Consider the following 24,310-nt stretch of genomic DNA (forward strand, 5'->3'; position numbering starts at 1 on the left):
CCGCACAGTCGCGGTAGTGGTGCATCTGGAATCCGAGCCCTCGCACATGCGGCCCTGGTGACAAGGGAGTCATACTTCCGGCGGCGCTGCGCGCGCCGAAGCGTACTTCCTAAACCTGCCCACTGTGTTTTCGTGCTTGCGCTTCATTGCGCGTCTCGCCGAGGCGAAGCCGACGGCACCCACCGCGCCAAACCGAAGCCCGGGGTTTCCCATGCAGACCCATCCGCGACGCACGCAGTGCGGAGTGGGAGCTAATGACACCTTTGTCACTGACGTCGAATGCGCGGGGGCACGGATTCCAGATGCACCACTACCGCGACTGTGCGGGGGACCCGCTTAAGAATTGGCGGTGTGAGCCGCTTTCTTTTGCCTACTTTCTTTGCGGCCGGCAAAGAAAAGTAGGTGCCCGCCCCGCACAGGGGCGACGCTAATAAACCAATAACAATTCAAGGAAAGGCCAACGCCGTAAGGACACAGCCAAAAAGCGCCGCGCAGGCAACCAGATCAAGGAAAGGCCAACGCCGTAGGCAAACAGACGAACGAGCGCCGCACAGGCAAACAATCCAGGCAAACCCCAACGCCGTAGGCAAAGAGCCAAAAACCGCCCCCGTATGCCTATCAAAAAAGCGACTCAAAACTTGCTAAATCGCGCCAGCGCTCGCACCGCGCCCTACACCTTACAAAACCATACCCCCCACAAAACCAAGCCCTACAAGCGCCCAGCCATAGAAAATGGCCAATTGCTGCATTGCAGCACAATCTCACCCTCTCTTTGAGAAATTAATTTCCACTTGCGAGACTCCGCGCCATGCCGGATGAGTCGGGCAGCCACAACCCGACCCCATCCGTGACATCCTCAATAAATCCTGGATGGAGACACGCGTGTTCCTTTACGGCTTTGGTCCGGTGTTGCTGGCCGGCACGATCCAGACGATCGAGCTGTCCGTCCTGTCGCTCGCAGCCGCAGTGCTGCTCGGCCTCGCGGGCGCGGCGGCGAAACTCTCCTTCAACCGCCCGCTGCGGGCAATCGCAACCGGCTATACCACCCTGATCCGCTCAGTACCCGACCTCGTGCTGATGCTGCTGCTGTTCTACAGCATCCAGATCGCGGTCAACAATCTCACCGACGCACTCAATCTGCCGCAGTTCGATATCGATCCGTTCGTGGCAGGCGTGCTGACGCTCGGCTTCATCTACGGCGCCTACTTCACCGAAACCTTCCGTGGCGCGTTTCTCGCCGTGCCGCGCGGTCAACTCGAAGCAGGCAGCGCCTACGGCATGAGCGGTGCGCGCGTGTTCAGGCGCATCCTGTTTCCGCAGATGATGCGCTTCGCGCTGCCGGGCATCGGCAACAACTGGCAGGTGCTGGTCAAGGCCACCGCGCTGGTGTCGATCATCGGTCTCGCCGATGTCGTCAAAGCCGCGCAGGACGCCGGCAAGAGCACCTTCAACATGTTCTTCTTCATTCTGATCGCCGCGCTGATCTATCTGGCGATCACCACCGTATCGAACCTCGTGCTGATCTGGATGGAAAAGCGCTATTCGATCGGCGTGCGCCACGCGGAGCTCTAATCGACCATGATCGACATTCTCAATCAATTCTGGCGCGCATTCCTGTACTGGGACGGTCAGCGTATGTCCGGTCTGGCCGTCACGCTGTGGCTGCTGGTGGCGTCGATTGGGATCGGCTTCTTTACGTCGATTCCGCTGGCGGTGGCGCGCGTATCCAAGAAGCGCTGGCTGTCGACACCGGTGCGTCTCTACACCTACGTGTTTCGCGGCACGCCGCTGTACGTGCAACTGCTGTTGATCTACACCGGCATGTACAGCCTGGAATTCGTGCGCTCGCATGAATTGCTCGACGCGTTTTTCCGCAGCGGCTTTCACTGCGCGATTCTCGCCTTCGCACTGAACACCTGCGCGTACACCACCGAGATTTTCGCCGGCGCGATCCGTTCGACGTCGCACGGTGAAGTGGAAGCGGCCCGCGCCTACGGCATGAGCTGGTTCACGATGTACCGCCGCATTGTGATACCGTCCGCGCTGCGCCGGGCGCTGCCGTTGTACAGTAACGAAGTGATCCTGATGCTGCACGCCACCACGGTCGCGTTCACGGCCACGGTGCCGGACATCCTGAAGGTGGCGCGCGATGCGAATTCCGCCACGTATCAGTCGTTCGATGCGTTCGGCCTCGCGGCGCTGATTTACCTGGTGGTATCGTTCGCGCTGGTGGCCTTGTTCCGCCGCGCCGAGCGTCACTGGCTGGGTTACCTGGCGGTGCGCACGCACTGAGCAGGCATGTTTCGATAGCGCGGCGCGGCTGGCTCGCGCCGTCACCAAGATTGATCCGTATTTTCAAAGGGAGAGCATCTTGCTCCACACGACTCAAACCGAAGCTTGCAAGCTCGCCGTTCAGGACATCCACAAGCGCTACGGCGACAATGAAGTGCTCAAAGGCGTCTCGCTCAATGCGAACAAGGGCGACGTGATCAGCATCATCGGCGCGAGCGGATCGGGCAAGAGCACCTTCCTGCGCTGCATCAATTTTCTTGAGCGGCCGAACGCAGGGCAGATCGTCGTCGACGGCGAAATGGTTAAAACCAAAACCGACCGCGCCGGCAATCTGGAAGTGGCCGATCACAAGCAACTGCAACGCATCCGCACGAAACTCGCGATGGTGTTCCAGCACTTCAACTTGTGGGCGCACATGAATGTGATCGAGAACATCATCGAAGCGCCGATTCACGTGCTCGGTATGTCGCGTCGCGAAGCCGAAGAACGCGCACGTGAATATCTCGAGAAGGTGGGTCTCGCGCCGCGTCTGGAAAAACAGTATCCGTCGCATCTGTCGGGCGGTCAGCAGCAGCGTGTCGCCATCGCACGTGCGCTGGCAATGAACCCCGACGTGATGCTGTTCGACGAGCCTACCTCCGCGCTCGATCCCGAACTGGTCGGCGAAGTGCTGAAGGTCATGCAGAAGCTCGCCGAAGAAGGCCGTACGATGATCGTTGTTACGCACGAAATGGGCTTCGCGCGCAACGTGTCGAATCACGTGATGTTCCTGCACCAGGGCCGCACCGAAGAAGAGGGCTTGCCCGCTGAAGTGTTGACCACGCCGCGCAGCGAACGGCTCAAGCAGTTCCTGTCCGGCAGCCTGAAGTAACGCGCGGCTCGCGTTTTTCTGATCAGTGATGGCTCGAACGTCCAATCCGGCTCGCACCACGCAGGTCGCAATCGTCGCCTTGCCGCCGGTGTCGATGTCGGGCGTCGGGCCGATTGTCGACGCGCTCAATCTCGCCAACGAAATTGACGGCCGGGCGCTGTACCGTGTGCAGGTCTGTTCGTGGGACGGCCGCGCGGTGCCCTTGTCGGGCGGCGCGCAATGGCCGGCCGATGCCGCCTTCGGCGATGCGATTTCGTGCGACTGGCTGATTATCGTCAGCGAACGGTTCCAGCAATTCGCGGACTACCGCCTCTTTCTCGCGAGCCTTTCGCGCGTCGGGCAGCGTACGCCGCTCGTCACCGGCATTCATCACGGCGTCTGGTGGCTGGCGATGGCGGGGCAGTTGTCCGGCTATCGTGTGAGCGTCAACTGGGAAACCTATCAGCAGTTCTCCGAGCAGTTCGAACGCTCGATCGTCACCCAGCAGATCTTCGAAATCGACCGTGATCGCGCTACCTGCGCGGGCGGTCAGGCAACCGTCGACTTCATGCTGGCGATGATCGGCCGCGATCACGGGCCGGAGTTGGCGGATCGGATTGCCGATACGCTGGGCGTCGGCGTGTTGCGCGCGGGCGAAGAGCGGCAGCGCATTCCGTTCGTGACGGCGCCAGGTGAGCGCCATCCGCGTCTGAACGATGCGCTGATGCTGATGGAAGCGAATATCGAAGACCCGCTCACGACCGATGAAATCGCGGGTCTTGTCGGTGTCTCGCGCCGTCAGCTCGAACGCCTGTTTCGTCAGTATCTCGGCTCGATGCCGTCCAAATACTATCTCGGCCTGCGGCTCTCGAAAGCGCGCACGCAATTGCAGCGCACCAGTAAATCGGTGGTGCAGATCAGTCTCGCGTGTGGTTTTTCGTCGGCGGCGCACTTTTCGAATGCTTACCGCGAACGCTTTGATGTCACACCGCGCGAGGATCGTCGTAACTGGATCGACAAGCAGACCGGCGCGACCGGCGCCGCGGCCAGCGAGCCGCGAGCGGGCGCGTTGATCGAACCGCCCGACCAGGCGGAATAAGTAGGCTGGAAAGGGAGGCCGGATAAGCAGGCCGCAGGCTGAACAAGCAGCGCAATGAACAGATCAACCGGCCGAACACGCGATACAAGCGGCCGGAAAGTGCCCTGTTTGCCACCCTCACGCCACTGATCCGCGCGGAAGCTCATAGAAAGCGTCGCGTATGCGCAAGACGTATCGCGTGCGGTTTCCTACACTACGTGTATTACCTCTCACCTGTAACGAGGATTTGCCATGAACGACCTGACTGTGACACGCCAGACCTTCGACGAAGTGATGGTGCCGGTGTTTTCGCCCGCCGCCTTCGTGCCGGATCGGGGTCTCGGCTCACGCGTTTGGGATACGGAAGGCCGCGACTACATCGACTTCGCCGGCGGCATCGCCGTCACCGCGCTCGGTCATGCACATCCTGAACTGCTGAAAGTCCTGCACGAGCAGGGCGGCAAGCTGTGGCACATCGGTAATGGTTATACCAACGAGCCGGTGCTGCGCCTCGCCAAACGTCTCGAAGATCTGACTTTCGCTGACCGCGCCTTCTTCGCCAATTCGGGCGCGGAAGCGAACGAAGCGGCATTGAAGCTGGCGCGCCGCGTCGCGTTCGAGCGTCATGGCGCCGATAAGGTCGAAATCATCTCATTCACGCAGTCGTTCCACGGCCGCACGTTCTTCACCGTGAGCGTCGGCGGCCAGCCGAAGTATTCGGAAGGCTTCGGCCCGGTGCCGGCCGGCATCATCCATCTGCCTTACAACGATATTGAAGCGGCGAAGCAGGCGATCGGCGCGAAGACGTGTGCGGTGATCGTCGAGCCGATTCAGGGCGAGGGCGGCGTAATTCCGGCCGATCCGGCGTTCCTGAAAGCGCTGCGCGAAGCCTGCGATCAGCACGGCGCACTGCTGATTTTTGACGAGGTACAAACGGGTGTGGGCCGCAGCGGTCATTTCTACGCGTACCAGGACACGGGCGTGACGCCGGACATCCTGACTACCGCGAAGGCGCTCGGCAACGGTTTCCCGATCGGCGCGATGCTGACCACCAACGAACTGGCTGCGCACTTCAAGGTCGGCGTGCATGGCACGACCTACGGCGGCAATCCGCTGGGCGCGGCAATCGCGGAAAAGGTGGTCGAGTTGATCAGCGATCCGAAGGTGCTCGAAGGTGTGCGTACGCGCAGCGAAGCATTGAAGGGTCAACTCGCGAAGCTGAACGAACGCTTTGGTCTGTTCAAGGAAGTGCGTGGCAAGGGTCTGTTGATCGGTGCTGAATTGACCGATGCGTTCAAGGGCCGCGCAAAAGATTTCGTCACGGCTGCGGGTCAGCACGGCGTGATCATGCTGATGGCCGGTCCGGACGTGCTGCGTTTCGTGCCGTCGCTGATCATGCCGCTCGACGATATGTACGAAGGCTTCGCCCGTCTGGCGAAGGCTATCGAAGAGATCGTCGGCGCGAAAGCCGAAACGGCGTCGCACTGATCGCTCGCACTGACAGCATTGATCATGCGTCACATTCAACAGGAACGATGATGCTCTTCGTACGCCCAAGCCGCCTCGCCGATCTTGATGCGCTAGAACATATGGCGCGCACCGCGCAACCGGTGCTGCATTCGCTGCCGCACGACCGGGGTGCGCTCGAAGCGCGCGTCGCGTTGTCGGAAGACTCGTTTCGCGCGGACGTCGATTTTCCGGGCGAGGAGTTCTATCTGTTCGTGCTCGAGGACGCGGAGAGCGGCAAGTTGATGGGCACGGCGAGCATCGTCGCCGCAGCCGGTTATTCGGACCCGTTCTACGCGTTTCGCAATGACGCGCTGATTCATGCGTCGCGTGAGTTGCACGTGAATCGCAAGATCCACGCGCTGACCATGTCGCATGAACTGACCGGCAAGAGCCGGCTGGCGGGCTTTTACATCGACCCGTCGCTGCGTGGCGATGCGGCCGCGCATCTGATGTCACGGGCGCGGATGATGTATATCGCGGCGAATCGCAAGCGCTTCACGTCCGAAGTGTTCTCGTTGCTGCTCGGCGTCACCGACGATTCCGGCGTGTCGCCGTTCTGGGAAGCAGTGGGGCGCAAGTTCTTCGGCCGCAATTTCGCCGACATCGAAATCGAATCAGGTGGCCGCAGCCGCACGTTTATCGCTGAAGTGATGCCGACCTATCCGATCTACGTGCCGTTGCTGCCGGAAGCGGCACAGCGCGTGCTCGGCGAACCGGATTCGAAGGCGCTGCTCGCCTATGAAATTCACCTCGAAGAAGGCTTTGAGACGGATCGGTTTATCGATATTTTCGACGCGGGCCCGGTGTTGACCGCCCAGGTCGATCGCAGCGCTTGCGTGACGCTTAATGAAACACGCGTGGTGCAGGAAGCCGGCGCGGCTGCCGACGCGTCGACCTATCTGATCGCGCATAACGGTGCGGACGGCGAGTTTCGCTGTGTGCTCGGTGCATTGTCGGGTGGTAAAGCAAGCGGTGCGTCGTTGTCGCATGCGGCGCGTGCCGCACTCGGCGTGCAGGAGGGCGACGCGGTACGCTGCGTGCCACTGCATCAGCCGCATCAGGAAGAATTGACGGGAGACGCACAATGATCGTCGTTCGCGTTGTGCAACGAGGCGATGTGGACGCGCTCATGCGACTCGCGCAGGAGACCGGTCCCGGTCTCACCACCTTCAAGCCGGATCGCGATGCGCTCGCGGCGCGCGTTGAGCGTGCCCGCCGCACGATGGAAGACAAGGCCGAGCCGCATGAGGCCGGTTACTTCTTCGTGATGGAAGATACCGACACCGGCGACGTAGCCGGTGTATGCGGCATCGAAACCGCGGTCGGCCTGCAGCAACCGTTCTACAACTACCGCGTGAGCACGGTCGTGCACGCGAGCCAGGACCTCGGAATCTGGACGCGCATGCGCGCACTGAACATTTCGCATGACCTGACGGGTTACGCCGAAGTGTGTTCGCTGTTCCTGAGCCCGCGTTACCGCACGAGCGGCGTCGGCGGTTTGCTGTCGCGTTCGCGCTTCATGTTTCTCGCGCAGTTCCGCGAGCGCTTTCCGCAGCGTCTGTGCGCGGAATTGCGCGGCCATTTCGATGCGGAAGGCACCTCGCCGTTCTGGCGCGCGGTCGGCTCGCATTTCTATCAGATCGATTTCAACGCGGCGGACTATTTGAGCTCGCACGGCCGCAAGGCGTTTCTCGCTGAGTTGATGCCGCGTTATCCGGTGTATGTCGAACTGTTGCCGGAAGAAGCGCAAGAATGCGTCGGCCTCACGCATAGCGACACGATTCCTGCGCGCCGCATGCTCGAATCCGAGGGGCTGCGCTACGAGAATCACGTCGATATTTTCGATGCGGGCCCGGTGCTCGAATGCCATATCGCCGACTTGCGTACCGTGCGCGAAAGCGTGCTGGTGCCGGTCGAGATCGCGAACGTGCCGGCGGGCGCGCCCCAGGATGCACCGCGTTCGCTGGTATCGAATACGTCGCTGGGCGATTTTCGGGTGGGCATGGCTGCGGGCGTGCCGCAAGACGGCGTGTTCCGCATGAGCGCCGCCGAGGCGACCGCACTTGACGTCAAGGCAGGTGACCCGGTACGGGTGCTGCCGCTGAAACACAAACAAGGATGATCATGAGCGAGCTTTTCATCGACGGCGAATGGGCCGCCGGCACAGGACCCGCATTTGCGTCGCGCAACCCGGGTACGGGCGCGACGGTTTGGGAAGGCAACAGCGCGTCGGCGGACGACGTCGATCGTGCGGTGCGCAGCGCACGCCGCGCCTTCGCGGCGTGGTCGGCATTGAGTCTCGACGAGCGTTGCGCCGTGGTGCGCCGCTTCGCAGCGCTCGTGACGGAACGCAAGGAAGCGCTCGCCGAAGCGATCGGCCGCGAGACTGGCAAGCCGCTGTGGGAAGCGCGCACTGAAGCGGCGTCGATGGCGGCGAAGGTCGAGATTTCGATTCAGGCATACAACGAACGCACCGGCGAAAAGCGTTCGCCGATGGCCGACGGCACGGCTGTCTTGCGGCATCGTCCGCATGGCGTGGTCGCCGTGTTCGGGCCGTATAACTTCCCGGGGCATTTGCCGAACGGGCATATCGTGCCGGCGCTGATCGCGGGTAACGCGGTGGTGTTCAAGCCGTCAGAACTGGCGCCGGGCGTGGCTGCGCTTACTGTGCAGATCTGGCGCGATGCGGGCTTGCCTGCCGGCGTGATGAATCTGGTGCAAGGCGAGAAAGAGACAGGCATTGCGCTTGCCAACCATCGCCAGATCGACGGCTTGTTCTTCACGGGTAGTTCGGATACCGGAACATTGCTGCACAAGCAATTCGGCGGTCGTCCGGAGATCGTCCTCGCGCTGGAGATGGGCGGCAACAATCCGCTCGTGATCGGACCGGTGGCCGATATCGACGCGGCCGTGCATCACACGATTCAGTCCGCGTTTCTGTCGGCAGGGCAGCGTTGCACATGCGCCCGACGTATTTTTGTACCGAACGACGCGTTCGGTGATCGCTTTGTAGAACGCCTGACCGAAGTGACTTCGCGTATCAGCGTCGGCGAATATAACGCCGATCCGCAGCCGTTCATGGGCGCGGTGATCTCGGCGCGTGCGGCTTCGCGTCTGGTCGCGGCACAAGAACGTCTGCTGGCCGATGGCGCGAAAGCACTGTTGAAGATGGAACAGCGCGATCCGGCACTCGGCTTTGTCACGCCCGCGATTCTCGACGTGACCGCCGTGAAGGACCTGCCGGACGAAGAGCATTTCGGACCGCTGGCGCAGATCATCCGCTATGGCACGTTCGACGAAGCGCTCGAGAAAGCCAACGATACCGAGTTCGGCCTCTCCGCCGGCCTGCTCGCCGACGACGAAGCACTGTGGACGCATTTCCAGCGCACCATCCGCGCGGGCATCGTCAACTGGAACCGTCCGACTAACGGTGCGTCGTCGGGCGCGCCGTTCGGTGGCCCGGGGCGTTCGGGCAATCACCGGCCGAGCGCGTTCTACGCGGCCGACTACTGCGCGTATCCGATGGCGTCCGTCGAAAGCGCGCAACTGCAAATGCCCGCGAGCGTCTCGCCGGGCCTTCAATTCTAAGGATCGACGATGCAAGCCACTGAAGCCAATTTCGACGGTCTCGTCGGCCCGACCCACAATTACGCAGGGCTCTCGTTCGGCAACGTCGCGTCGCAGAACAACGAGAAGTCGGTCGCCAACCCCAAAGCGGCCGCGAAGCAGGGCCTGCGCAAGATGAAGCAGTTGGCCGATCTCGGCTTTCATCAAGGCGTGTTGCCGCCGCAGGAACGTCCTTCGATGCGTCTCTTGCGCGAACTCGGCTTTTCGGGCGACGACGCGACGGTGATCGCACGCGTCGCCAAAGACGCGCCCGAGTTGCTGGCCGCGGCGAGTTCGGCTTCGGCGATGTGGACCGCGAATGCGGCGACGGTGAGTCCGTCGGCTGATACGCACGACGGCCGCGTGCATTTCACGCCGGCCAATCTGTGCAGCAAGCTGCATCGCGCGATCGAGCATGAATCGACGCGCCACACCTTGCGCGCTATTTTCAGCGACGCCGATCGTTTCGCGGTGCATGAAGCGCTGACTGGCACACCCGCACTCGGCGATGAAGGTGCGGCGAACCACACGCGTTTTTGCTCGGAATATGGCACACGTGGCGTCGAGTTCTTTGTGTACGGCCGTAGCGAATATCGCCGCGGACCGGAGCCGAAGCGTTTTCCGGCGCGTCAGACATTCGAAGCGAGCCGCGCGGTCGCGCATCGTCACGGTCTGAAAGAAGCGGCCACCGTATATGCGCAGCAGAACCCCGACGTGATCGACGCGGGCGTGTTCCATAACGACGTGATCGCGGTCGGCAATCGCAACACGCTGTTCTGCCATCAGCTTGCGTTTGTCGAACAGAAGGCGGTGTACGACGAACTGCGCACGAAACTCTCTGGGCTGAAGGCCGAGTTCAACGTGATCGAAGTACCCGACTCGCAAGTGAGCGTGTCCGACGCGGTCACATCGTATCTGTTCAACAGCCAGTTGCTGACGCGTCCGGACGGCAAGCAGGTGCTGGTGGTGCCGCAGGAATGCCGCGAGAACGAACGCGTGGGCGCCTATCTGGACGATTTGACCTCGCACACCGGTCCGATCGACGACGTGCTCGTCTTCGATCTGCGCGAAAGCATGAAGAACGGCGGTGGTCCGGCATGTTTGCGTCTGCGTGTGGTGCTGAACGATGCGGAGCGCGCGGCAGTGACGCCGGGCGTCTGGATCAACGACAGCTTGTTCGGCCGCCTCGATACGTGGATCGAAAAGCACTATCGCGACCGTCTCGCACCGTCCGATCTGACCGATCCGCAATTGCTCGCCGAGTCGCGCACCGCGCTCGACGAACTGACGCAGATTCTCGGTCTGGGCTCGCTGTATGACTTCCAGCGCTGAGCACGGCATGCCGGTTTCGATGCTCGACGATTTCCTCGCCTATACTCTGGCGGGGACGCAGCCTGGCGCGCAGGAAACGCAGGGTGAGTGTGCCAACAGCGGCGTGCGCTGGTCGTGGCTCGACGATGGCGTGCTGCTCATGGAGCCCGCGGTGCAGGATGGGCGCACGCGCAGTGTGCTCGTCTCTGCCGGGGTGCATGGCGATGAAACCGCACCAATTGAACTGCTGTCGTATCTCGTGCGCGATATCGCGCAAGGCGATGCCGCGCTGACGTGCCGTTTGCTGGTGATTCTCGGCAACGTCGACGCCATGCGCGACGCGTGCCGCTATCGCGACGACGATCTGAATCGCCTCTTCAGCGGACGGCACGAGCAGGTGCCGCATAGTCACGAAGCGCCACGCGCGGCGGCATTGGAGCGTGCGGCAACGCAGTTCTTCGCCGCTGCATCGCAAGAGCCGGGTGCCCGTTGGCACGTCGACATGCATACGGCGATCCGCCCCTCGGCTTTCGAGCAATTCGCCTTGTTGCCGCATACCGGCAAGCCGTTTTCGCGCGCAATGTTCGAGTGGTTCGGCGAAGCGCGCATCAGCGCGGTCCTGCTGCATACGACGAAGGGCAACACGTATTCGCACTTCACCGCGCAGGCATGTGGCGCCGAAGCGTGTACCCTCGAACTCGGCAAGGTACGCCCATTCGGTCAGAACGATCTGACGCGTTTCGCCGGCGCGGACATCGCGCTGCGCCGTCTGCTGGCCGGCACAAAGAGCGGCGACGTGTCCACGGCGATGCCGCGCGTGTTCACCGTGATCGACCAGCTCACCAAGCAAAGCGACGCATTCGAATTGCTGGTCGCGGCGGATGTGCCGAATTTCACGCCCTTTGTGAAGGACACCGTGCTCGCACGCGACGGCGACTATCGCTACACCGTGCGTCACGATGAGGAACGCCTCGTGTTTCCGAATGCAACGGTCAAGCCAGGCTTGCGCGCGGGTTTGCTGGTGATCGAGACGACGCAGGACACGTTGTCCAGCCTCGTTTAGACACGTCGTTGCCGAGCAGAACGTTGCGCGCCTTTGCGCGCAACGTCTCATACCCTACCGCTTACGCTGCTTGCGCCGCGTTCGCTCTGATCAGTCCTTCCGCCACCATCGCCTCACGCACCTTCGGCCGCGCTGCCACGCGCGCCAGATACGCGCCGAGGTTCGGATATGGGCTCAGATCCACCGACAGCATCCGCGCCCAACTCAACACTGTGAACGCATACGCATCGGCGACTGAGTACTGTCCGCCGAGATAGTCGCGCGACGTAAGCACACCGTCGAGTTCGCTGAAGCGCGCGGCGAGTTTCGTGCGGCATTCGAGCTTCGTCGATTCGGCTGTTTCCTGATGCCAGAGCCACGGGCTGAAGGTCTTGTGCAATTCCGTGCTGATATAGGTGAGCCATGCGACCGCTTCGAGCCGTTGCGGCGTTCCGGAGGGCGGTAACAGGGCGCGCTCCGGCGCAAGATCGGCGATGTATTGCAACAGCGCGGCGCCCTCGGTGTGACGTGAACCATCGGCGAATTCGACGAGCGGCACATAGCCGCGCGGCGAGATCGCATAGTAATCGTCGCCGTTGGCGAGCTGATGCGTTTGCAGGTTGACCTTGATGGTTTCGAAGTCGAGCCCGGCTTCGCGCAACGCAATGTGAACGGCCAGCGAGCAGGCGCCCGGCGAGTAATAGAGTTTCATGGTGTCACCGCTATAAACGAGAGTGAAGTCCCGGCAGGTGCCGGTGGCAAGGCTCGTCGGCCGACAAGTCGATGTGGTAAAAGTAGCGCGGATCGCATTCAGAATAAACAGGCGGCTTGCCATACCATGCGTGCAAAAACGCAATACGAACTGACTTCAGCGGATACCCAGACCATTCTTGCGCTGGTGCGCGCCGGCACGCTGGCGGAGGCCGCGCAGCGCCTGGGTATCGACGCCTCGACGATTTTTCGCTCCGTGCAGCGGATCGAACGCGGGCTCGGACAGCGTTTGTTCGAGCGTTCGCGTAGCGGTTATCGGGCGACTCCGCTCGGTGCTCAACTGGCGCGGCACGCCGAGCGCATCGAAAGCGAATTGGCGGCCGCGCGCTCCACTGTACAGGCGAGCAGTGACCGCGTGAGCGGCAGTGTTCACGTGACGACCACCGATACCGTGCTCTACGGCCTCCTGCTGCCCGCGCTGCATGATTTCGCGGCATTGCATCCGGCGTTGTCGTTCGAGTTGACCGCCACTAACAGCCTCGCGAGCCTGACCAAGCGCGACGCCGATATCGCGGTGCGCGCCACGCGCCGTGCGCCGGATCATCTGGTCGGCAAACATGTGGGCCCGCTGCGCATCGCCGTGTTTGCCGCGAAGGGGAGCGGTATCCAGGCCAGCGATCCCGATGCGTTGTCGCGCTGCGATTGGGCGGCGCCGGACAGTTCGCTCGGCGATCATCCGTCGGTGCTGTGGCGCAAGCGCCATTGCCCGACGGTCGAGCCGCGGTACAAAACCAATAGCGTGATGGCGGTGTTCGAGTTGGTGGCGCGCGGTTTCGGCGTCGGCATCTTGCCGACTTTCCTCGCGCGCGGCCGCGACGATCTCGTGCAATTAACGCCGCCGCTCGACGAAGCGGAGTCGCAGGTCTGGGTGCTGGCGCATCCGGAGTCGCGTCATCTGCCGCATGTCGCGGCGGTCTACACGCATCTGTCGCAGCGCCTCGGCAGCGATTTCGCGGCCGGCGACGGCGCGCTCTAACGTGCATCAGAGCGCGTCCAGGCTTGCCTGAGCGCGACACAAAGTTGCACCTTCAAGCGCGCGTGATCCGGTTCACCCAACGGGCCGGGCAACGGGGCGTCCACGGGGCCGCCTACAGGACCGCAATTCGGAAGCCTGTACAATCGCGCCCTCGCGGCTGTTGCGCTGCACCACACCGGCCGCACGAGTTTGAATCGCATTTTTGGCGCGGCAATCATGCTCGCCCGGATTCGGCTCCGTCTTATTCAATACCGTAGAGGAACACCCGTAATGAAGATGAATTGGCGAAACATGGCCGCGCTCGCGCTGTTCGCGACGGCAACGGTAGCGGCCGGCTCCGCATCGGCAGCGGATATCAAGGAAGTGCGCTTCGGCGTCGAGGCGTCGTATGCGCCGTTCGAATCGAAGTCGCCGTCGGGCGAGCTGCAAGGTTTCGATATCGACATCGGCAATGCCGTGTGCGCGAAGCTGAAGGCGAAATGCGTGTGGGTCGAGAATTCGTTCGACGGCCTGATTCCGGCGTTGCAAGCGCGCAAGTTCAACGCGATCAACTCGGACATGACGATCACGGAACAGCGCCGCGAGGCCATCGATTTCACCGATCCGATCTACACGATCCCGAATCAGATGATCGCGAAGAAGGGCAGCGGTCTGCTGCCGACACCGGCTTCGCTCAAGGGTAAGCATGTCGGCGTGCTGCAAGGAACGATTCAGGAAACCTATGCGAAGGCGCGCTGGGCCCCGGCCGGCGTCGACGTCGTGCCGTATCAGACGCAGGACCAAATCTATGCCGACCTCGCATCGGGCCGTCTGGATGCCGCGTTCCAGGACGCGGAAGCGGCTTCGAAGGGCTTTCTGACGAAGCCGCAAGGCGCAGGCTTCGAATTCGCGGGTCCGGCTGTGACCGACGAGAAGCTGCTCGGCGCAGGCGTGGGCTTCGGTATCCGCAAGGGTGACAAGGCGTTGAAGGACGCGTTGAACCAGGCGCTCAAGGAACTGAAGGCCGACGGTACGATCGACCGCTTCGCCGCGAAGTACTTCAACGTGAAGGTCGTGTTGAAGTAAGGCGTTGTGTCTTGCCTGATGGGTTTTGCTTGATGCAAACGGCCGCTGATGCGGCCGTTTGCATTTTGGGCGGCGCTTGAAGCGTCTTCCGCCGGACGCGTGTCTTGCAGCATGGCTTCATGCGCGTCGTGCACTTGATGCACGCTGCATCACGACTGTCGATCAGCGAACGTTGGCCTCGGGCTGATCGAGATAATCGAATACCACCTCACCCAGTCCGAGCGTCAGATCGGCCATCAGATGCCGTGCCTCGACGATTTCGAGCACCGCCAATTCCGCGACCGGCGCTAGCGCATGGTGTGCCAGTTCAAGCGAGGCGGGACCCGTCCATGCACCTTTGAGGGTGATGTCCTGCAGGTAGTAGCGCACCAGCTCGCAAATGCGCGGTGTGCCGTCCACGTGCGGAATCACCTTGAGAAGGAAGTTCGGCGTTTCGAGGCGTTTCTGTTGCTGCGCGAGGTCCAGTTGCCGATGTTTGTAGCCCATCGTGCCGGTGGCGATGCGCACTGGGCCGTAATCGAGCGTGCCGACGAGTGTATCCGTATGCACTTCGAGCACCGGCGAGGCGAGCTTCTTCGGAAAACCCCACAGCTCACGGCCGCCGGCGATTGGCGGATGGTCGTCCAGATACATAGCGAGTGTGTAGCCGCCCGCGACGCCGTTGTACGACACCGGGATCACCTGACCGCTTTCCGTGTAGTCGCCGAAGCCGGTCGAATCCGGCATGCGAATGAATTCGTAATGTACGAGCGGCTCGCCGATCTGCAGCGGCTCGGGTACCACGGCGCGCAGTTTGTCGGGATCGGTACGGTAGGTGATGATCAGGAATTCCCGATCGATGAAACGATACGGGCCCATTGGAAACGCCGGGCTCGTGATCGGCATCGCGAAGGCATTTGACAGCACGCTTTTGACGTCCATGATTTTCCTTGGTGGTTAAAGGTCGGTGGTGGAACGCTTTTGCACTGCACAAGAGTATCGTCGATTCTTTCCTTGTCTTCAGCGAGACGGGTAACCAATTATTTCGAGATATTGCGGCGTTGACATGTCCGCGCGCAGCGGCCTGCGCTAAAATCGCCTGGCGCATCGCAGGCGCCACGGGCCTCAGGGCCCCGAACGCCTGTTATCGGTGCAGCGAAAACCAAAATACAGCGGGAAGCGCCAGGGCGGCGCTTAGCGGGGGAGCAGAATGACCACCATCGCAATCGAGAATCCCAGCCAGACAGGTGCTGCGGACGATGCGCAACTGAACGCCAGCTTCGCGCGTCAGCCGATTCTGAATCGGGACGGCATGTTGTGCGGCTATGAGATTAAAGTGCGCGCGCCGGAATTGCCCGCGGGCGCTGAACCTGACGCGGCCTCGGCTGCGGGGCCTGCTCCTGATTCGCCAGCGGATACGGACGCGTTGCCGGGCCGTGCGCCCGATCCCGCGCAACGGGTGGTGCGAGCCATTGTTCGTGGCTTGATCCAGAGCAATGTACGCGGCGCGCTCACCGGGCATCCGGCTTACGTCGACGTAAGCCGCGAGATGCTGTTCGACGACTCGATCCAGCATTTGCCGGCTGACCGTTTCATGCTCGAACTGTCACCTTCGATCGAAGTCGACGAGGCGTTGATTGCACGGATCGTTCAGTTGCACGGGCGGCGCTATCGCTTCGTGCTCGACGAGGTGACGCAGCCCAACGAGACGTTCGCCAAACTGTTGCCGTATGCGGAAGTCGTCAAGATCGATTTCATGCATGCGCCTCGCGCGCTGTTGCACAAGCTGACGAGCGTGCTCAAGTCAGCAGGCAAGCTGTTGATTGCGCTGGGTATCGATGCCCAGGCCGATTTCGAAATGGCGCATGAACTTGGCTTCGACCGCTTTCAGGGCTACTTCTTCGCGCGTCCGCAGACTTCGATGACGCGGCATGTCAGCGCGCCGCGCCATGCCTTGCTGAACCTGCTGCAACTGCTGGCGGGCGAGCCGACGGTCGCACAACTCGAAGCCGAACTGAAGCTCAATCCGGTGCTGGTGATGCATCTGATGAAGCTCGCGAATTCGAGCGGCCTCGCTGTGGGTCATAAGGTCAGTACGCTGCGCGAAGCGATCAATGCGACCGGCACCAACCGGATTGCCCGCTGGACGCAACTGTTGCTCTACGCAGATGGCCGCAAGGTTGCGCTGGAAGACGATCCATTGTTGCAACTTGCGGCGACCCGGGCACGTTTCATGGAACTGGCGATCGAGCGTCTGCCCGAAGCGGGGCGCGACGAAGCCGATGCGGCGTTTCTGACCGGCGTGTTTTCGTTTGTCGACGCGGTGTTTGGTGGTTCGCTCGAAAGCACGTTGAATGTGCTGACGCTGTCACGGCCGATTCAGGCGGGCATCTTGCATCGACAGGGCGTGTTGGGCTTGCTGCTGACGGTGGTTGAAGCGTTGGAGCGCGGTGCGTGGGATGAGATCAACAGCCTTTGTGCGCGCCTGCAGCCGTTGACGGTGGAAGAGATCGCGCTGCTTGGATTGGCGGCGGGGGCTTGGGCCGGCGTCGCGGATCGGAGTGCGGAGGGGTTGGAGCGGATTGAGGATTGAGGGGCGGGTTTGAGGTTTGAATCAGAGGCCGGCATGCTGGGCATGCCGGCCTTTGCACATCTGGGATTAATGACTTAGGGCAAATACAAAACCGGTGAGAGTGAAGCACCGTGATCAACGATCACGCCACGTCTTCACATCATCTCCATTTCCTGCATCTGCCCCAGGCCGAAAAAACGTCCTAACTCCTTTGCCAGTTCATTTAACGCGCTCATTTCCTTCTGCGATATCCGGCGTGGCTCTTGCGTATGAGACCAGTCGCCGTATAACAGCGCCACCGTATGATCGGTTTCATCGACGACCGGCAGTAGCACGAAGGCGCGGGCATCGTCGAACGAACGTCGGAACCATTCCGGTAATCGCGCAACCATCTTCGGGTCGCGTGCATTCTCAATGAAGATGCCGACCGAGTTCGCGATCGCGAGATGAAACACGTCGGGCTCGAACGCGGTGTTGAACGACAATCTGGGAAGCGCCGCGTCGATCTTCGGACCGAGCCCAAGGCGCGCCTTGAACGTGCCGTTGCTGTGCTTGACGAACACCACCGTGCGCGCAAAACCGAGCGCGGCCAGCACGGTTTCCGCGGCCAGCGCCAGCGCCGGTGCGAGTGCGCTGCCGTTGGGCAGGCCGCGCAGATCGCCCACCCCCGCCGCGATGCGCGCTTCCGGATTGAGCGCCTCGCGGGCGATCGCATCCGCATTGGCGCGCAACTCGACGATCTCAGCCATCACGCCGTCGCCGCCTTCTTCGCGGGCAAGCGCGACGCTCATCTGATGCAGCACGTCCGGATCGGTATTCAGCGCGTGGCTGTATTCGTGCGCCAGTTCGGCGATGCGTTCTTCGCGCTCCCAGTCCGGCATGTTCTGCTGGGTCAGCACGTCCGCAACCGCCGTCGAATAGTTGGTGATGGCGCGCAGCCACTGTACCTGGCGCGGCTGCTCGACATCCAGTGGGTCGAACTCGCCCATGCCGGAACGAATCATGTCCGGCAAGCGCCAACGCACCGCCGCTTCGGCGCCGATTTCGTCGAATGTGACGCCGAGCACCAGCACGCAGGCATCGGCTTCGAGTGTGCCGTCTTCGATATGCCGGCGGATCTGATCCCATTCGGCGTCGAGATAGAACACCACCAGCAGCTTGCCGATCTGCCGCATCAGCGTGCAGACCACGGCTTCTTCGCCGGCACGCAGATCGCCGCGTTCGGTCAGCTTGCGCGCGACGCAGCCCGACAGCAGCGTGCGGTTCAATTCGAGTTTCGCGTCAATGCGGCGCGGCGCGCTGTGATGAAAGTGATCGACGATTTTGAGGCCGACCACCAGATGGCCGACCGCGTCCATGCCGAGCACCATCAGCGCGCGCGACACGGTGGTGATGTTGCCGCCGAACGCCATGTACATGGCCGAGTTGGCCAGCCGCAGGACTTTTTGCGTCAAGGCGAAATCCGACAACACGACCTGCACGAGGCCGGTGAAGTCGAGATCGTCGTTGTTCATCGCCGCCATGGTGGTGCGCAGCGACTGCGACAGCATCGGGAAATCGCCGCGCTCGCTCATTCGCGTCCAGAGCCGGTCGAGCACCGCCGCCTTTACCATGTGAGTCCCGCCAAAGCCATACATGTTCCAATGAGTGCCACACCGGCGTCAGGCCGGCATCTTGCGCTGCGCACGAGGTTTGCCTGCATCGCTATGCAATGTGCAGGTGAAGCGTGCGCGCTTCGAAACGTTGCGCGAGTTCGTCGGAAGGCAACGCCTTGCAGACGAGCCATCCCTGAATGTGGTCGCATCCCATCTCGGTGAGCAGGGTGCGTTGCGCTTCTGTTTCGACGCCCTCGGCAACCAGTTCGAGGTCGAGTGTTTGTGCGAGTCCGACGACCGCGCTAACGATTGCCTGATCGTTCCGGGAGGTTAGCAGATTCTCGACAAAACTCCTGTCGATCTTGAGCTTGGCCAAGGGGAATCGCTGCAGGTAAGCCAGACTCGAATAGCCGGTGCCGAAATCGTCGACGGCAAAGCGGATGCCCATCGCCGTCAATTCTTCGAGCAAACCCTTGGCGTGTGCCGGGTCGTGCATCAGCAGACTTTCGGTGATTTCGAACACGAGGCGGCGCGGATCGATGCCCGTCAATTCGATCGCTTCGCGCACGGAGTCCTTGAAACGCGGGTCGCGGAACTGCTGCGGCGACACGTTGACGGCGACGTATTGCAACGAGATGCCCTGCGCGTCCCACTGGATCAATTGCATGCAGGCGACCTTCAACACCCAGTTGCCGAGGAAGTTGATCAGGCCGATCGACTCCGCGAGCGGAATGAACATCGAAGGGGGCACGAGGCCGTGCACCGGATGCGACCAGCGGATCAAGGCTTCGACGCCGACAACCCCGTGCGTGCGGCTGCTCGTGATCGGCTGGAAGTGTAACGAGAACTCGCCGTTGCGCACGCCGTCGTAGAGGTCGGCCTCCAGCTTCAGGCGCTCGGCGTCGGCGGGATTGTCGTCCGGTACGTAGAAAGCGAGCGTGTTGCCGCCGGCCGCCTTGGCCTGCAGCAGGGCATGATCGGCCCAGCGCAACAGGTGGGTGTCGTGGGCGGCGTTGTCGTTGACGTGGCGCACGTCGGGATAGAGCGCGATGCCGATGCTCGCCGACAGATGCACCTGCTGGCCGCTGAAGACATACGGCTGCTGGATTGCGGTCAGCAGGCGGCGCGCCAGCGCTTCGGCCGCGGCGGCCGCGTCGGTGCGGCTCGCGGCCGGCTTCACGAGGATCGCGAACTCGTCGCTGGCGATACGCGCCACCGTCTCGCTCGGGCTCGTCATATTCAATAGGCGCCGCGCGGTGTCGCGCAACATCTCGTCGCCGGCATCGTAGCCGAGCGCGCGGTTCACGCGCTGATAGTCGTCGAGGTCGAGCAGCAGCAGGGCGGCCGGCGTGCCGTGGGCGTCGGCTTGCCGTTGCGCGTCGAGCAGCGCGGGGATCAGCGCTAGCTGATTGGCCAGGCTGGTCAGGCGGTCCAGATGGAGCGCCTGGGTCAGGCGTTCCTCGGTGGCGCGCCAGGCCGACACGTCGAAGCCGGCGATCGCATAGCCGTCGATGCCGTCGTGGCTGCTGCGCACCACGCGCAACTCGACGGTGATCGGGTAAGTCAGCGACTTGATGAGGCCGAGCGTGGCCTTCTCGACGTTGCCCGTGGCGGTGGCGCGCGTCAGCAGCGCGGCGAGGCGCGGCACGTCGGCGGGCGCCACGAGATCGTGCAGGGTGATGGTCTCGAGATACTCGCGGTGATAGCCGATGAAGCGCAGGCTGGCGTCGGAAACATAAAGGAAGCGCAGTTCCTGATCGACGTGCGCCAGCAGGTCGACGGCGCCGACCACCTGTTCCAGTTGCGCAGTGCGGCTTGCGCCCGGCTGCGGTGCGCCGTGGCCGCGACGGCCGAACGCGCGAAACCGGTCGATGACCGTGCGCAAGGAGCCCCGGCGGGGCGCGGTGATCCTGTTCGCTTCCATGTTTGTCGCTGGCAACCTGTATTCGTCTGCAGGCGGGGCGGCTCTCCGCCCGCCGTATCTGGGCGGTTAAGCGGTATCAGGCCGCCCCATCAGAACAAGATAACGACCGGCGCGGGGAAATCTTTAGCGCCTGCTGCAAAAAACAAATGGTAAGGGAAGGGCTGCGGGGCCCGGCGTCGTCGCGGGAGCGATTCGGTTAAAGTGCAACGGCTTCGCATCCGTTAATAGGTCAAACCCGTTGTGCAGTGCCGGCTATGACGTCGCTGCATAGCGTTCCGAACACTTGCACCGATGATCCATGTCTGAACGTCACTTTGTCAGGGCCACCCCCCGGCACGTCGAGGTGCTTGAGCAATGTGCCGAAGTCGCCGACCCGGCGTCCGGGGCACAGTTCGTCTATCTGGGCCGCCAGCCGATTCTCGATCGAGACGGCGCGCTCAATGCTTACGAATTACTGTTTCGAGCCAGCGCGCATAACTATGCTGAGGTCAGCGATGACGCTCAGGCCACGGCGCAGGTCGTGGCCCGCGCGATTGGCGGGATTGGCGTGGCCGCGGTGCTGGGCCAGCACCGCGGCTTCGTCAATATTGACCGCGCGCTGCTCTTTAACGACATCGTCCATCTGATGCCCCCCGAGCGCTTCGTGCTCGAGATCCTCGAAACCGTCAAGTTCGATGCGCTTCTGGCCCGCCGGCTGACGGAGTTGCGCCGTGCCGGGTTCCAGGTGGCACTCGACGATGTCAGTGAACTGTCGGACGAACTGCTCGCCGCGCTGCCGCACGCCGACATCGTCAAGATCGACTTTCTGCAGACCGAGCGGTCCGCGCTGGCCAAACTCGCGTCGACGGTACGCAGCCATGGCAAGACACTGATCGCGGAGAAGGTCGAGACGCGCGCCGATTTTGCGCTGGCTCGTGACCTCGGCTTCGACCTGTTCCAGGGGTATTTCTTCGCGCGGCCGCAGGTGCTGGCCGCGCCGCGCAACCGCTCGCCGCGCCCCGGCCTGCTGCGTTTGCTGGCGCTGTTGTCGCGCGATGGCGGCATTGCCGAACTCGAGGCGGAACTCAAGCTGAACCCCAGCGTGGTGGTGCAATTGCTGCGCCTCGTCAATTCGAGCGCCTTCGGGCTGGGACGTAATATCGCGTCGCTGCGCGAGGCCATCATCGCCACCGGTACCCGGCAGATCGCGCGCTGGGCGCAACTGCTGCTGTACGCGGACAGCGGCGAACTGCCGTGGCGCGCCGATCCGCTGGTGCAACTGGCCGGCACGCGCTCGCGCTTCATGGAGTTGGCGGCCGGCTGGCTACGCCCGTCCGATGACGAATTTGCCGATGCCGCTTTCATGACCGGCATTTTCTCTCTGGTCCACGTGGTGGTCGACAGCACGCCGGCGGCCGTCCTCGAGAAACTCGGCCTTGCGCCGCAGATCCGCGAAGCGATCGTGACGCGTAGCGGCGCGCTCGGCACCTTGCTGCGGATTGCCGAAGCGGCCGGCGAGGGCGCCGATGCCGCCTCGATCGCAGCGGGACCCGATGCGCCGTCCGGCTTCGTGGCGCTGACGCCCGAGGTGCTGGCGGAGCTGAATCTGTCCGCTGCGGCGTGGTTTGGCGCGCATATCGAAGAAGCGGCCGCTTGAGGCCTGAGCGGCGCTGCGGTGCCCGGTGCCGGGCGATTATTGCGTCGTGCGGCTGCGCTGCGGGCGTGGGCTCATGGATGTATTCTTTCCGCATGCATCCTTTAGGCGGGTGCTTACGTACCTTGTCTGTACGTGATCCAATGGCGTGTCGAGGTTGCCGGCGTTCTGCTGAACGCCCCGACCTTCAGCTGATTGCGCCAACAGGGCGCATTAACGTTTCGAGGGACTGTTGATGAAAAGGAAGCTCATACCGGTGGTGCTGGCAGCCGTCTTGTCGGTGGGATTCGCGATGCATTCGCTGACGGCCTCGGCCACGCTCAATCCGGGCGATGTCGCGCCGCCGTTCACGGCGCAGGCTTCGCTGGGCGGCAAGACCTACACGTATTCGCTTACCGACGAGTTGAAGAAAGGGCCGGTGGTGCTGTATTTCTATCCGGCGGCCTTCACGAAAGGCTGCACGATCGAAGCCCACGAGTTTGCCGACGCTGTTGACGAGTACAAGAAATATGGCGCGACGGTGATTGGCGTGTCGCACGACAACATCGACACCTTGACGAAGTTTTCGGTGAGCGAATGCCGCAGCAAGTTCCCGGTCGCGGCCGATCCTGACGCGAAGGTGATCGGCGCCTATGACGCCGGCATGCCGATGCATAACTCGATGGCCAATCGCGTGTCATACGTGATCGCGCCGGACGGCAAGATTATCTATGAGTACACGAGCCTGTCGCCGGAGAAGCACGTGGAGAACACGCTGAAGGCGGTGAAGGATTGGGCGGCGGCGCATAAGCAGCCGTAACGATTCGGCAGGCGCGGCGGCGCGTTTTTCGCAATGGTTTTTTGCCGTGGGGGTTGGGCTGCGCCGTGCTACGCTGATTTTTTGTTTAGCGAGTTTGCGATGCCGATTGTTGTTGCGTTGATTGCGCTGATCGCGTTGGTGTATGGCGCAGTGCGGGCGTTTTATGCCTTGCAGGCGGCTTTTGGCTTGGCCGTTGCTGTTGGGGTTGCCGTTGTTGTTGTTTTGCTTTTGATTGCTGCGGTTGTCTATTGGTGGCGGCGTCGGAAGGCGGTCGCTGCCAATATTCGCGACGGCGATTGGACTCATGAGGTTAAAGGGACCTGGGGGTCGGTGCGGCTTGCTGCCGGTAAACGGCTATGTGAGATTCGCCTTGGCGGCGAGCAGGGGGATTATATTTTTGCCGATCTGCTTGGGGCTGAAGTGCAGGGCCATGATGCTCAGTGGCAGGTTGCTTTGAAAGTCAAAGACGCTAAGCGTCAGGGGTGGGTTTTGCCCATGCTGGGCGAGCGGCAGGCTAAACAGTGGGTGCGGATTTTTTTGCTTGCTGTTGAGCAGAAGCTTTAGGGGTTCTTTTTGCCTGTTCCGGCGGGGGGCCTTCGCGGCGCTTTGTTTCTGTGTGCCTGTGGTGTGGGCCTTTCCTTGAATTCTTATTGGTTTATTAGCGTCGCCCCTGTGCGGGGCGGGCACCTACTTTTCTTTGCATGCCGCAAAGAAAAGTAGGCAAAAGAAAGTGGCTCGAAGCCCCTGCTAAGCGGGTCCCCCGCGCAGTCGCGGTAGTGGTGCATCTGGAATCTGTGTCCTCGCACATTCGACCCTGGTGACAAAGCAGTCATACTTCCGGCGGCGCTGCGCGCGCCGAACGGTACTTCTTAAGACCGCCCGCTGCGATTCAGCTCTTGCGCTTTGCTCAGGTCCTTGGCTCATCATGCCACTGCCACTGCCACTGCCACTGCCACTGCCACTGCCACTGCCACTGCCACTGCCACTGCCACTGCGAGTGCGAGTGCGAGTGCGACGCACCGGTGTTTCATTCTGCCGGCGTTTTCGCGGGCTCATTCGTTTGGGGAAGTTGTTTTTTGGATACCTTGGCGCTTCGCCGAGGCGATGCCGATGGCCCCACAGCCCGCAAGCGAAGCCTCTGGTTTCCCATGCAGACCCATCCGCGACGCACGTAGTGCGGAGTGGGAGCTGATGACACCTTTGTCACTAGCGCTGAATGTGCGAGGGCACGGATTCCAGATGCACCACTACCGCGACTGCGAGGGGGACCCGCTTAGCAGGGGGTTCGAGCCTCTTTCTTTGCTTATC

General features: G+C 62.3%; 20 protein-coding genes. 16 read left to right on the top strand and 4 right to left on the bottom strand.

Annotation, left to right across the window (positions count from 1 at the left end):
- Positions 1-882: 882 nt before the first annotated feature.
- The 10 genes from PQQ96_RS36870 to astE all read left to right on the top strand — a co-directional run bounded on the left by PQQ96_RS36870 (position 883) and on the right by astE (position 11,709).
- Positions 883-1,572: an ABC transporter permease gene (locus PQQ96_RS36870; RefSeq protein ID WP_120303865.1), complete on the top strand. Its 690-nt coding sequence runs from the start codon at positions 883-885 to the stop codon at positions 1,570-1,572.
- Between the two features lie 6 nt (positions 1,573-1,578).
- Entirely contained in the window at positions 1,579-2,292 is a 714-nt protein-coding gene (locus PQQ96_RS36875) for an ABC transporter permease (protein WP_074284661.1), read from the top strand.
- Positions 2,293-2,371: 79 nt separating this feature from the next.
- Positions 2,372-3,163, top strand: coding sequence for an ABC transporter ATP-binding protein (locus PQQ96_RS36880; RefSeq protein ID WP_408301602.1), 792 nt, complete (start codon positions 2,372-2,374; stop codon positions 3,161-3,163).
- A gap of 28 nt (positions 3,164-3,191) precedes the next feature.
- Positions 3,192-4,241, top strand: coding sequence for a GlxA family transcriptional regulator (locus PQQ96_RS36885; protein WP_408301604.1), 1,050 nt, complete (start codon positions 3,192-3,194; stop codon positions 4,239-4,241).
- Positions 4,242-4,472: 231 nt separating this feature from the next.
- The gene (locus PQQ96_RS36890) at positions 4,473-5,708 is read left to right on the top strand and encodes an aspartate aminotransferase family protein (RefSeq protein WP_408301605.1); all 1,236 of its coding nucleotides are present in this window, start codon (positions 4,473-4,475) and stop codon (positions 5,706-5,708) included.
- Positions 5,709-5,758: 50 nt separating this feature from the next.
- Positions 5,759-6,817 carry an arginine/ornithine succinyltransferase subunit alpha gene (gene aruF, locus PQQ96_RS36895; protein WP_408301634.1) on the top strand — a complete coding sequence of 353 codons (1,059 nt, stop codon included), beginning with the start codon at positions 5,759-5,761 and terminating at the stop codon, positions 6,815-6,817.
- A complete protein-coding gene (astA, locus tag PQQ96_RS36900) occupies positions 6,814-7,851 on the top strand; it encodes an arginine N-succinyltransferase (RefSeq protein ID WP_408301607.1) in 1,038 nt (345 codons plus the stop codon). The genes aruF and astA overlap by 4 nt, the downstream gene beginning before the upstream one ends.
- Before the next feature lie 2 nt (positions 7,852-7,853).
- On the top strand, positions 7,854-9,317 hold the full coding sequence (gene astD, locus PQQ96_RS36905; protein ID WP_408301609.1) for a succinylglutamate-semialdehyde dehydrogenase: 1,464 nt from the start codon (positions 7,854-7,856) through the stop codon (positions 9,315-9,317).
- Between the two features lie 9 nt (positions 9,318-9,326).
- A complete protein-coding gene (gene astB, locus PQQ96_RS36910) occupies positions 9,327-10,667 on the top strand; it encodes an N-succinylarginine dihydrolase (RefSeq protein ID WP_408301611.1) in 1,341 nt (446 codons plus the stop codon).
- Positions 10,651-11,709 (top strand): succinylglutamate desuccinylase, encoded by a 1,059-nt coding sequence (astE, locus tag PQQ96_RS36915; RefSeq protein WP_408301613.1) that lies wholly within the window; start codon positions 10,651-10,653, stop codon positions 11,707-11,709. Before astB ends, astE begins: the two co-directional genes overlap by 17 nt.
- 61 nt (positions 11,710-11,770) lie before the next feature.
- Here astE and gstA read toward each other — a convergent pair whose 3' ends face one another.
- Positions 11,771-12,400 carry a glutathione transferase GstA gene (gene gstA / locus PQQ96_RS36920; protein ID WP_408301615.1) on the bottom strand — a complete coding sequence of 210 codons (630 nt, stop codon included), beginning with the start codon at positions 12,398-12,400 and terminating at the stop codon, positions 11,771-11,773.
- Positions 12,401-12,526: 126 nt separating this feature from the next.
- On the opposite strand from gstA, the gene PQQ96_RS36925 reads away from it, so the two are divergent.
- The gene (locus tag PQQ96_RS36925; protein ID WP_408301617.1) at positions 12,527-13,435 is read left to right on the top strand and encodes a LysR family transcriptional regulator; all 909 of its coding nucleotides are present in this window, start codon (positions 12,527-12,529) and stop codon (positions 13,433-13,435) included.
- A 270-nt stretch (positions 13,436-13,705) separates the two neighbouring features.
- Positions 13,706-14,500, top strand: coding sequence for an ABC transporter substrate-binding protein (locus PQQ96_RS36930; protein WP_408301618.1), 795 nt, complete (start codon positions 13,706-13,708; stop codon positions 14,498-14,500).
- A gap of 162 nt (positions 14,501-14,662) precedes the next feature.
- On the opposite strand, the gene PQQ96_RS36935 is transcribed toward PQQ96_RS36930, so the two are convergent.
- Entirely contained in the window at positions 14,663-15,421 is a 759-nt protein-coding gene (locus PQQ96_RS36935) for an acetoacetate decarboxylase (protein ID WP_408301620.1), read from the bottom strand.
- 268 nt (positions 15,422-15,689) lie between these two features.
- On the opposite strand from PQQ96_RS36935, the gene PQQ96_RS36940 reads away from it, so the two are divergent.
- Complete coding sequence (locus tag PQQ96_RS36940; RefSeq protein WP_408301622.1) at positions 15,690-17,072, top strand: EAL and HDOD domain-containing protein; 1,383 nt, start codon at positions 15,690-15,692, stop codon at positions 17,070-17,072.
- Between the two features lie 134 nt (positions 17,073-17,206).
- Here the strand turns inward: PQQ96_RS36940 and PQQ96_RS36945 are convergent, their stop codons facing one another.
- The gene (locus tag PQQ96_RS36945) at positions 17,207-18,664 is read right to left on the bottom strand and encodes an HDOD domain-containing protein (protein WP_408301624.1); all 1,458 of its coding nucleotides are present in this window, start codon (positions 18,662-18,664) and stop codon (positions 17,207-17,209) included.
- A gap of 91 nt (positions 18,665-18,755) precedes the next feature.
- The gene (locus tag PQQ96_RS36950; RefSeq protein WP_408301626.1) at positions 18,756-20,570 is read right to left on the bottom strand and encodes a putative bifunctional diguanylate cyclase/phosphodiesterase; all 1,815 of its coding nucleotides are present in this window, start codon (positions 20,568-20,570) and stop codon (positions 18,756-18,758) included.
- 298 nt (positions 20,571-20,868) lie between these two features.
- Between PQQ96_RS36950 and PQQ96_RS36955 the strand changes: the two genes are divergently transcribed.
- From PQQ96_RS36955 to PQQ96_RS36965, 3 genes are all read left to right on the top strand, one after another.
- A complete protein-coding gene (locus tag PQQ96_RS36955) occupies positions 20,869-22,206 on the top strand; it encodes an EAL and HDOD domain-containing protein (RefSeq protein ID WP_408301628.1) in 1,338 nt (445 codons plus the stop codon).
- A 232-nt stretch (positions 22,207-22,438) separates the two neighbouring features.
- Complete coding sequence (locus tag PQQ96_RS36960) at positions 22,439-23,002, top strand: peroxiredoxin (protein WP_408301630.1); 564 nt, start codon at positions 22,439-22,441, stop codon at positions 23,000-23,002.
- Between the two features lie 99 nt (positions 23,003-23,101).
- Positions 23,102-23,566, top strand: a complete 465-nt coding sequence (locus PQQ96_RS36965) for a hypothetical protein (RefSeq protein ID WP_408301632.1) — start codon at positions 23,102-23,104, stop codon at positions 23,564-23,566.
- Positions 23,567-24,310: the final 744 nt, after the last annotated feature.

The sequence above is a fragment of the Paraburkholderia sediminicola genome (genome assembly GCF_046027825.1).
Taxonomy (GTDB): domain Bacteria; phylum Pseudomonadota; class Gammaproteobacteria; order Burkholderiales; family Burkholderiaceae; genus Paraburkholderia; species Paraburkholderia sediminicola_D.

Bases quoted from the DNA above. Each gene is read 5' to 3' on its own strand.
- PQQ96_RS36875 (WP_074284661.1), top strand. From the start codon at position 1,579: ATGATCGACATTCTCAATCAATTCTGGCGCGCATTCCTGTACTGGGAC.
- PQQ96_RS36885 (WP_408301604.1), top strand. From the start codon at position 3,192: ATGGCTCGAACGTCCAATCCGGCTCGCACCACGCAGGTCGCAATCGTC.
- PQQ96_RS36890 (WP_408301605.1), top strand. From the start codon at position 4,473: ATGAACGACCTGACTGTGACACGCCAGACCTTCGACGAAGTGATGGTG.
- aruF (WP_408301634.1), top strand. From the start codon at position 5,759: ATGCTCTTCGTACGCCCAAGCCGCCTCGCCGATCTTGATGCGCTAGAA.
- astA (WP_408301607.1), top strand. From the start codon at position 6,814: ATGATCGTCGTTCGCGTTGTGCAACGAGGCGATGTGGACGCGCTCATG.
- astD (WP_408301609.1), top strand. From the start codon at position 7,854: ATGAGCGAGCTTTTCATCGACGGCGAATGGGCCGCCGGCACAGGACCC.
- astB (WP_408301611.1), top strand. From the start codon at position 9,327: ATGCAAGCCACTGAAGCCAATTTCGACGGTCTCGTCGGCCCGACCCAC.
- astE (WP_408301613.1), top strand. From the start codon at position 10,651: ATGACTTCCAGCGCTGAGCACGGCATGCCGGTTTCGATGCTCGACGAT.
- gstA (WP_408301615.1), bottom strand. From the start codon at position 12,400: ATGAAACTCTATTACTCGCCGGGCGCCTGCTCGCTGGCCGTTCACATT.
- PQQ96_RS36925 (WP_408301617.1), top strand. From the start codon at position 12,527: ATGCGTGCAAAAACGCAATACGAACTGACTTCAGCGGATACCCAGACC.
- PQQ96_RS36930 (WP_408301618.1), top strand. From the start codon at position 13,706: ATGAAGATGAATTGGCGAAACATGGCCGCGCTCGCGCTGTTCGCGACG.
- PQQ96_RS36935 (WP_408301620.1), bottom strand. From the start codon at position 15,421: ATGGACGTCAAAAGCGTGCTGTCAAATGCCTTCGCGATGCCGATCACG.
- PQQ96_RS36940 (WP_408301622.1), top strand. From the start codon at position 15,690: ATGACCACCATCGCAATCGAGAATCCCAGCCAGACAGGTGCTGCGGAC.
- PQQ96_RS36945 (WP_408301624.1), bottom strand. From the start codon at position 18,664: ATGGTAAAGGCGGCGGTGCTCGACCGGCTCTGGACGCGAATGAGCGAG.
- PQQ96_RS36950 (WP_408301626.1), bottom strand. From the start codon at position 20,570: ATGGAAGCGAACAGGATCACCGCGCCCCGCCGGGGCTCCTTGCGCACG.
- PQQ96_RS36955 (WP_408301628.1), top strand. From the start codon at position 20,869: ATGTCTGAACGTCACTTTGTCAGGGCCACCCCCCGGCACGTCGAGGTG.
- PQQ96_RS36960 (WP_408301630.1), top strand. From the start codon at position 22,439: ATGAAAAGGAAGCTCATACCGGTGGTGCTGGCAGCCGTCTTGTCGGTG.
- PQQ96_RS36965 (WP_408301632.1), top strand. From the start codon at position 23,102: ATGCCGATTGTTGTTGCGTTGATTGCGCTGATCGCGTTGGTGTATGGC.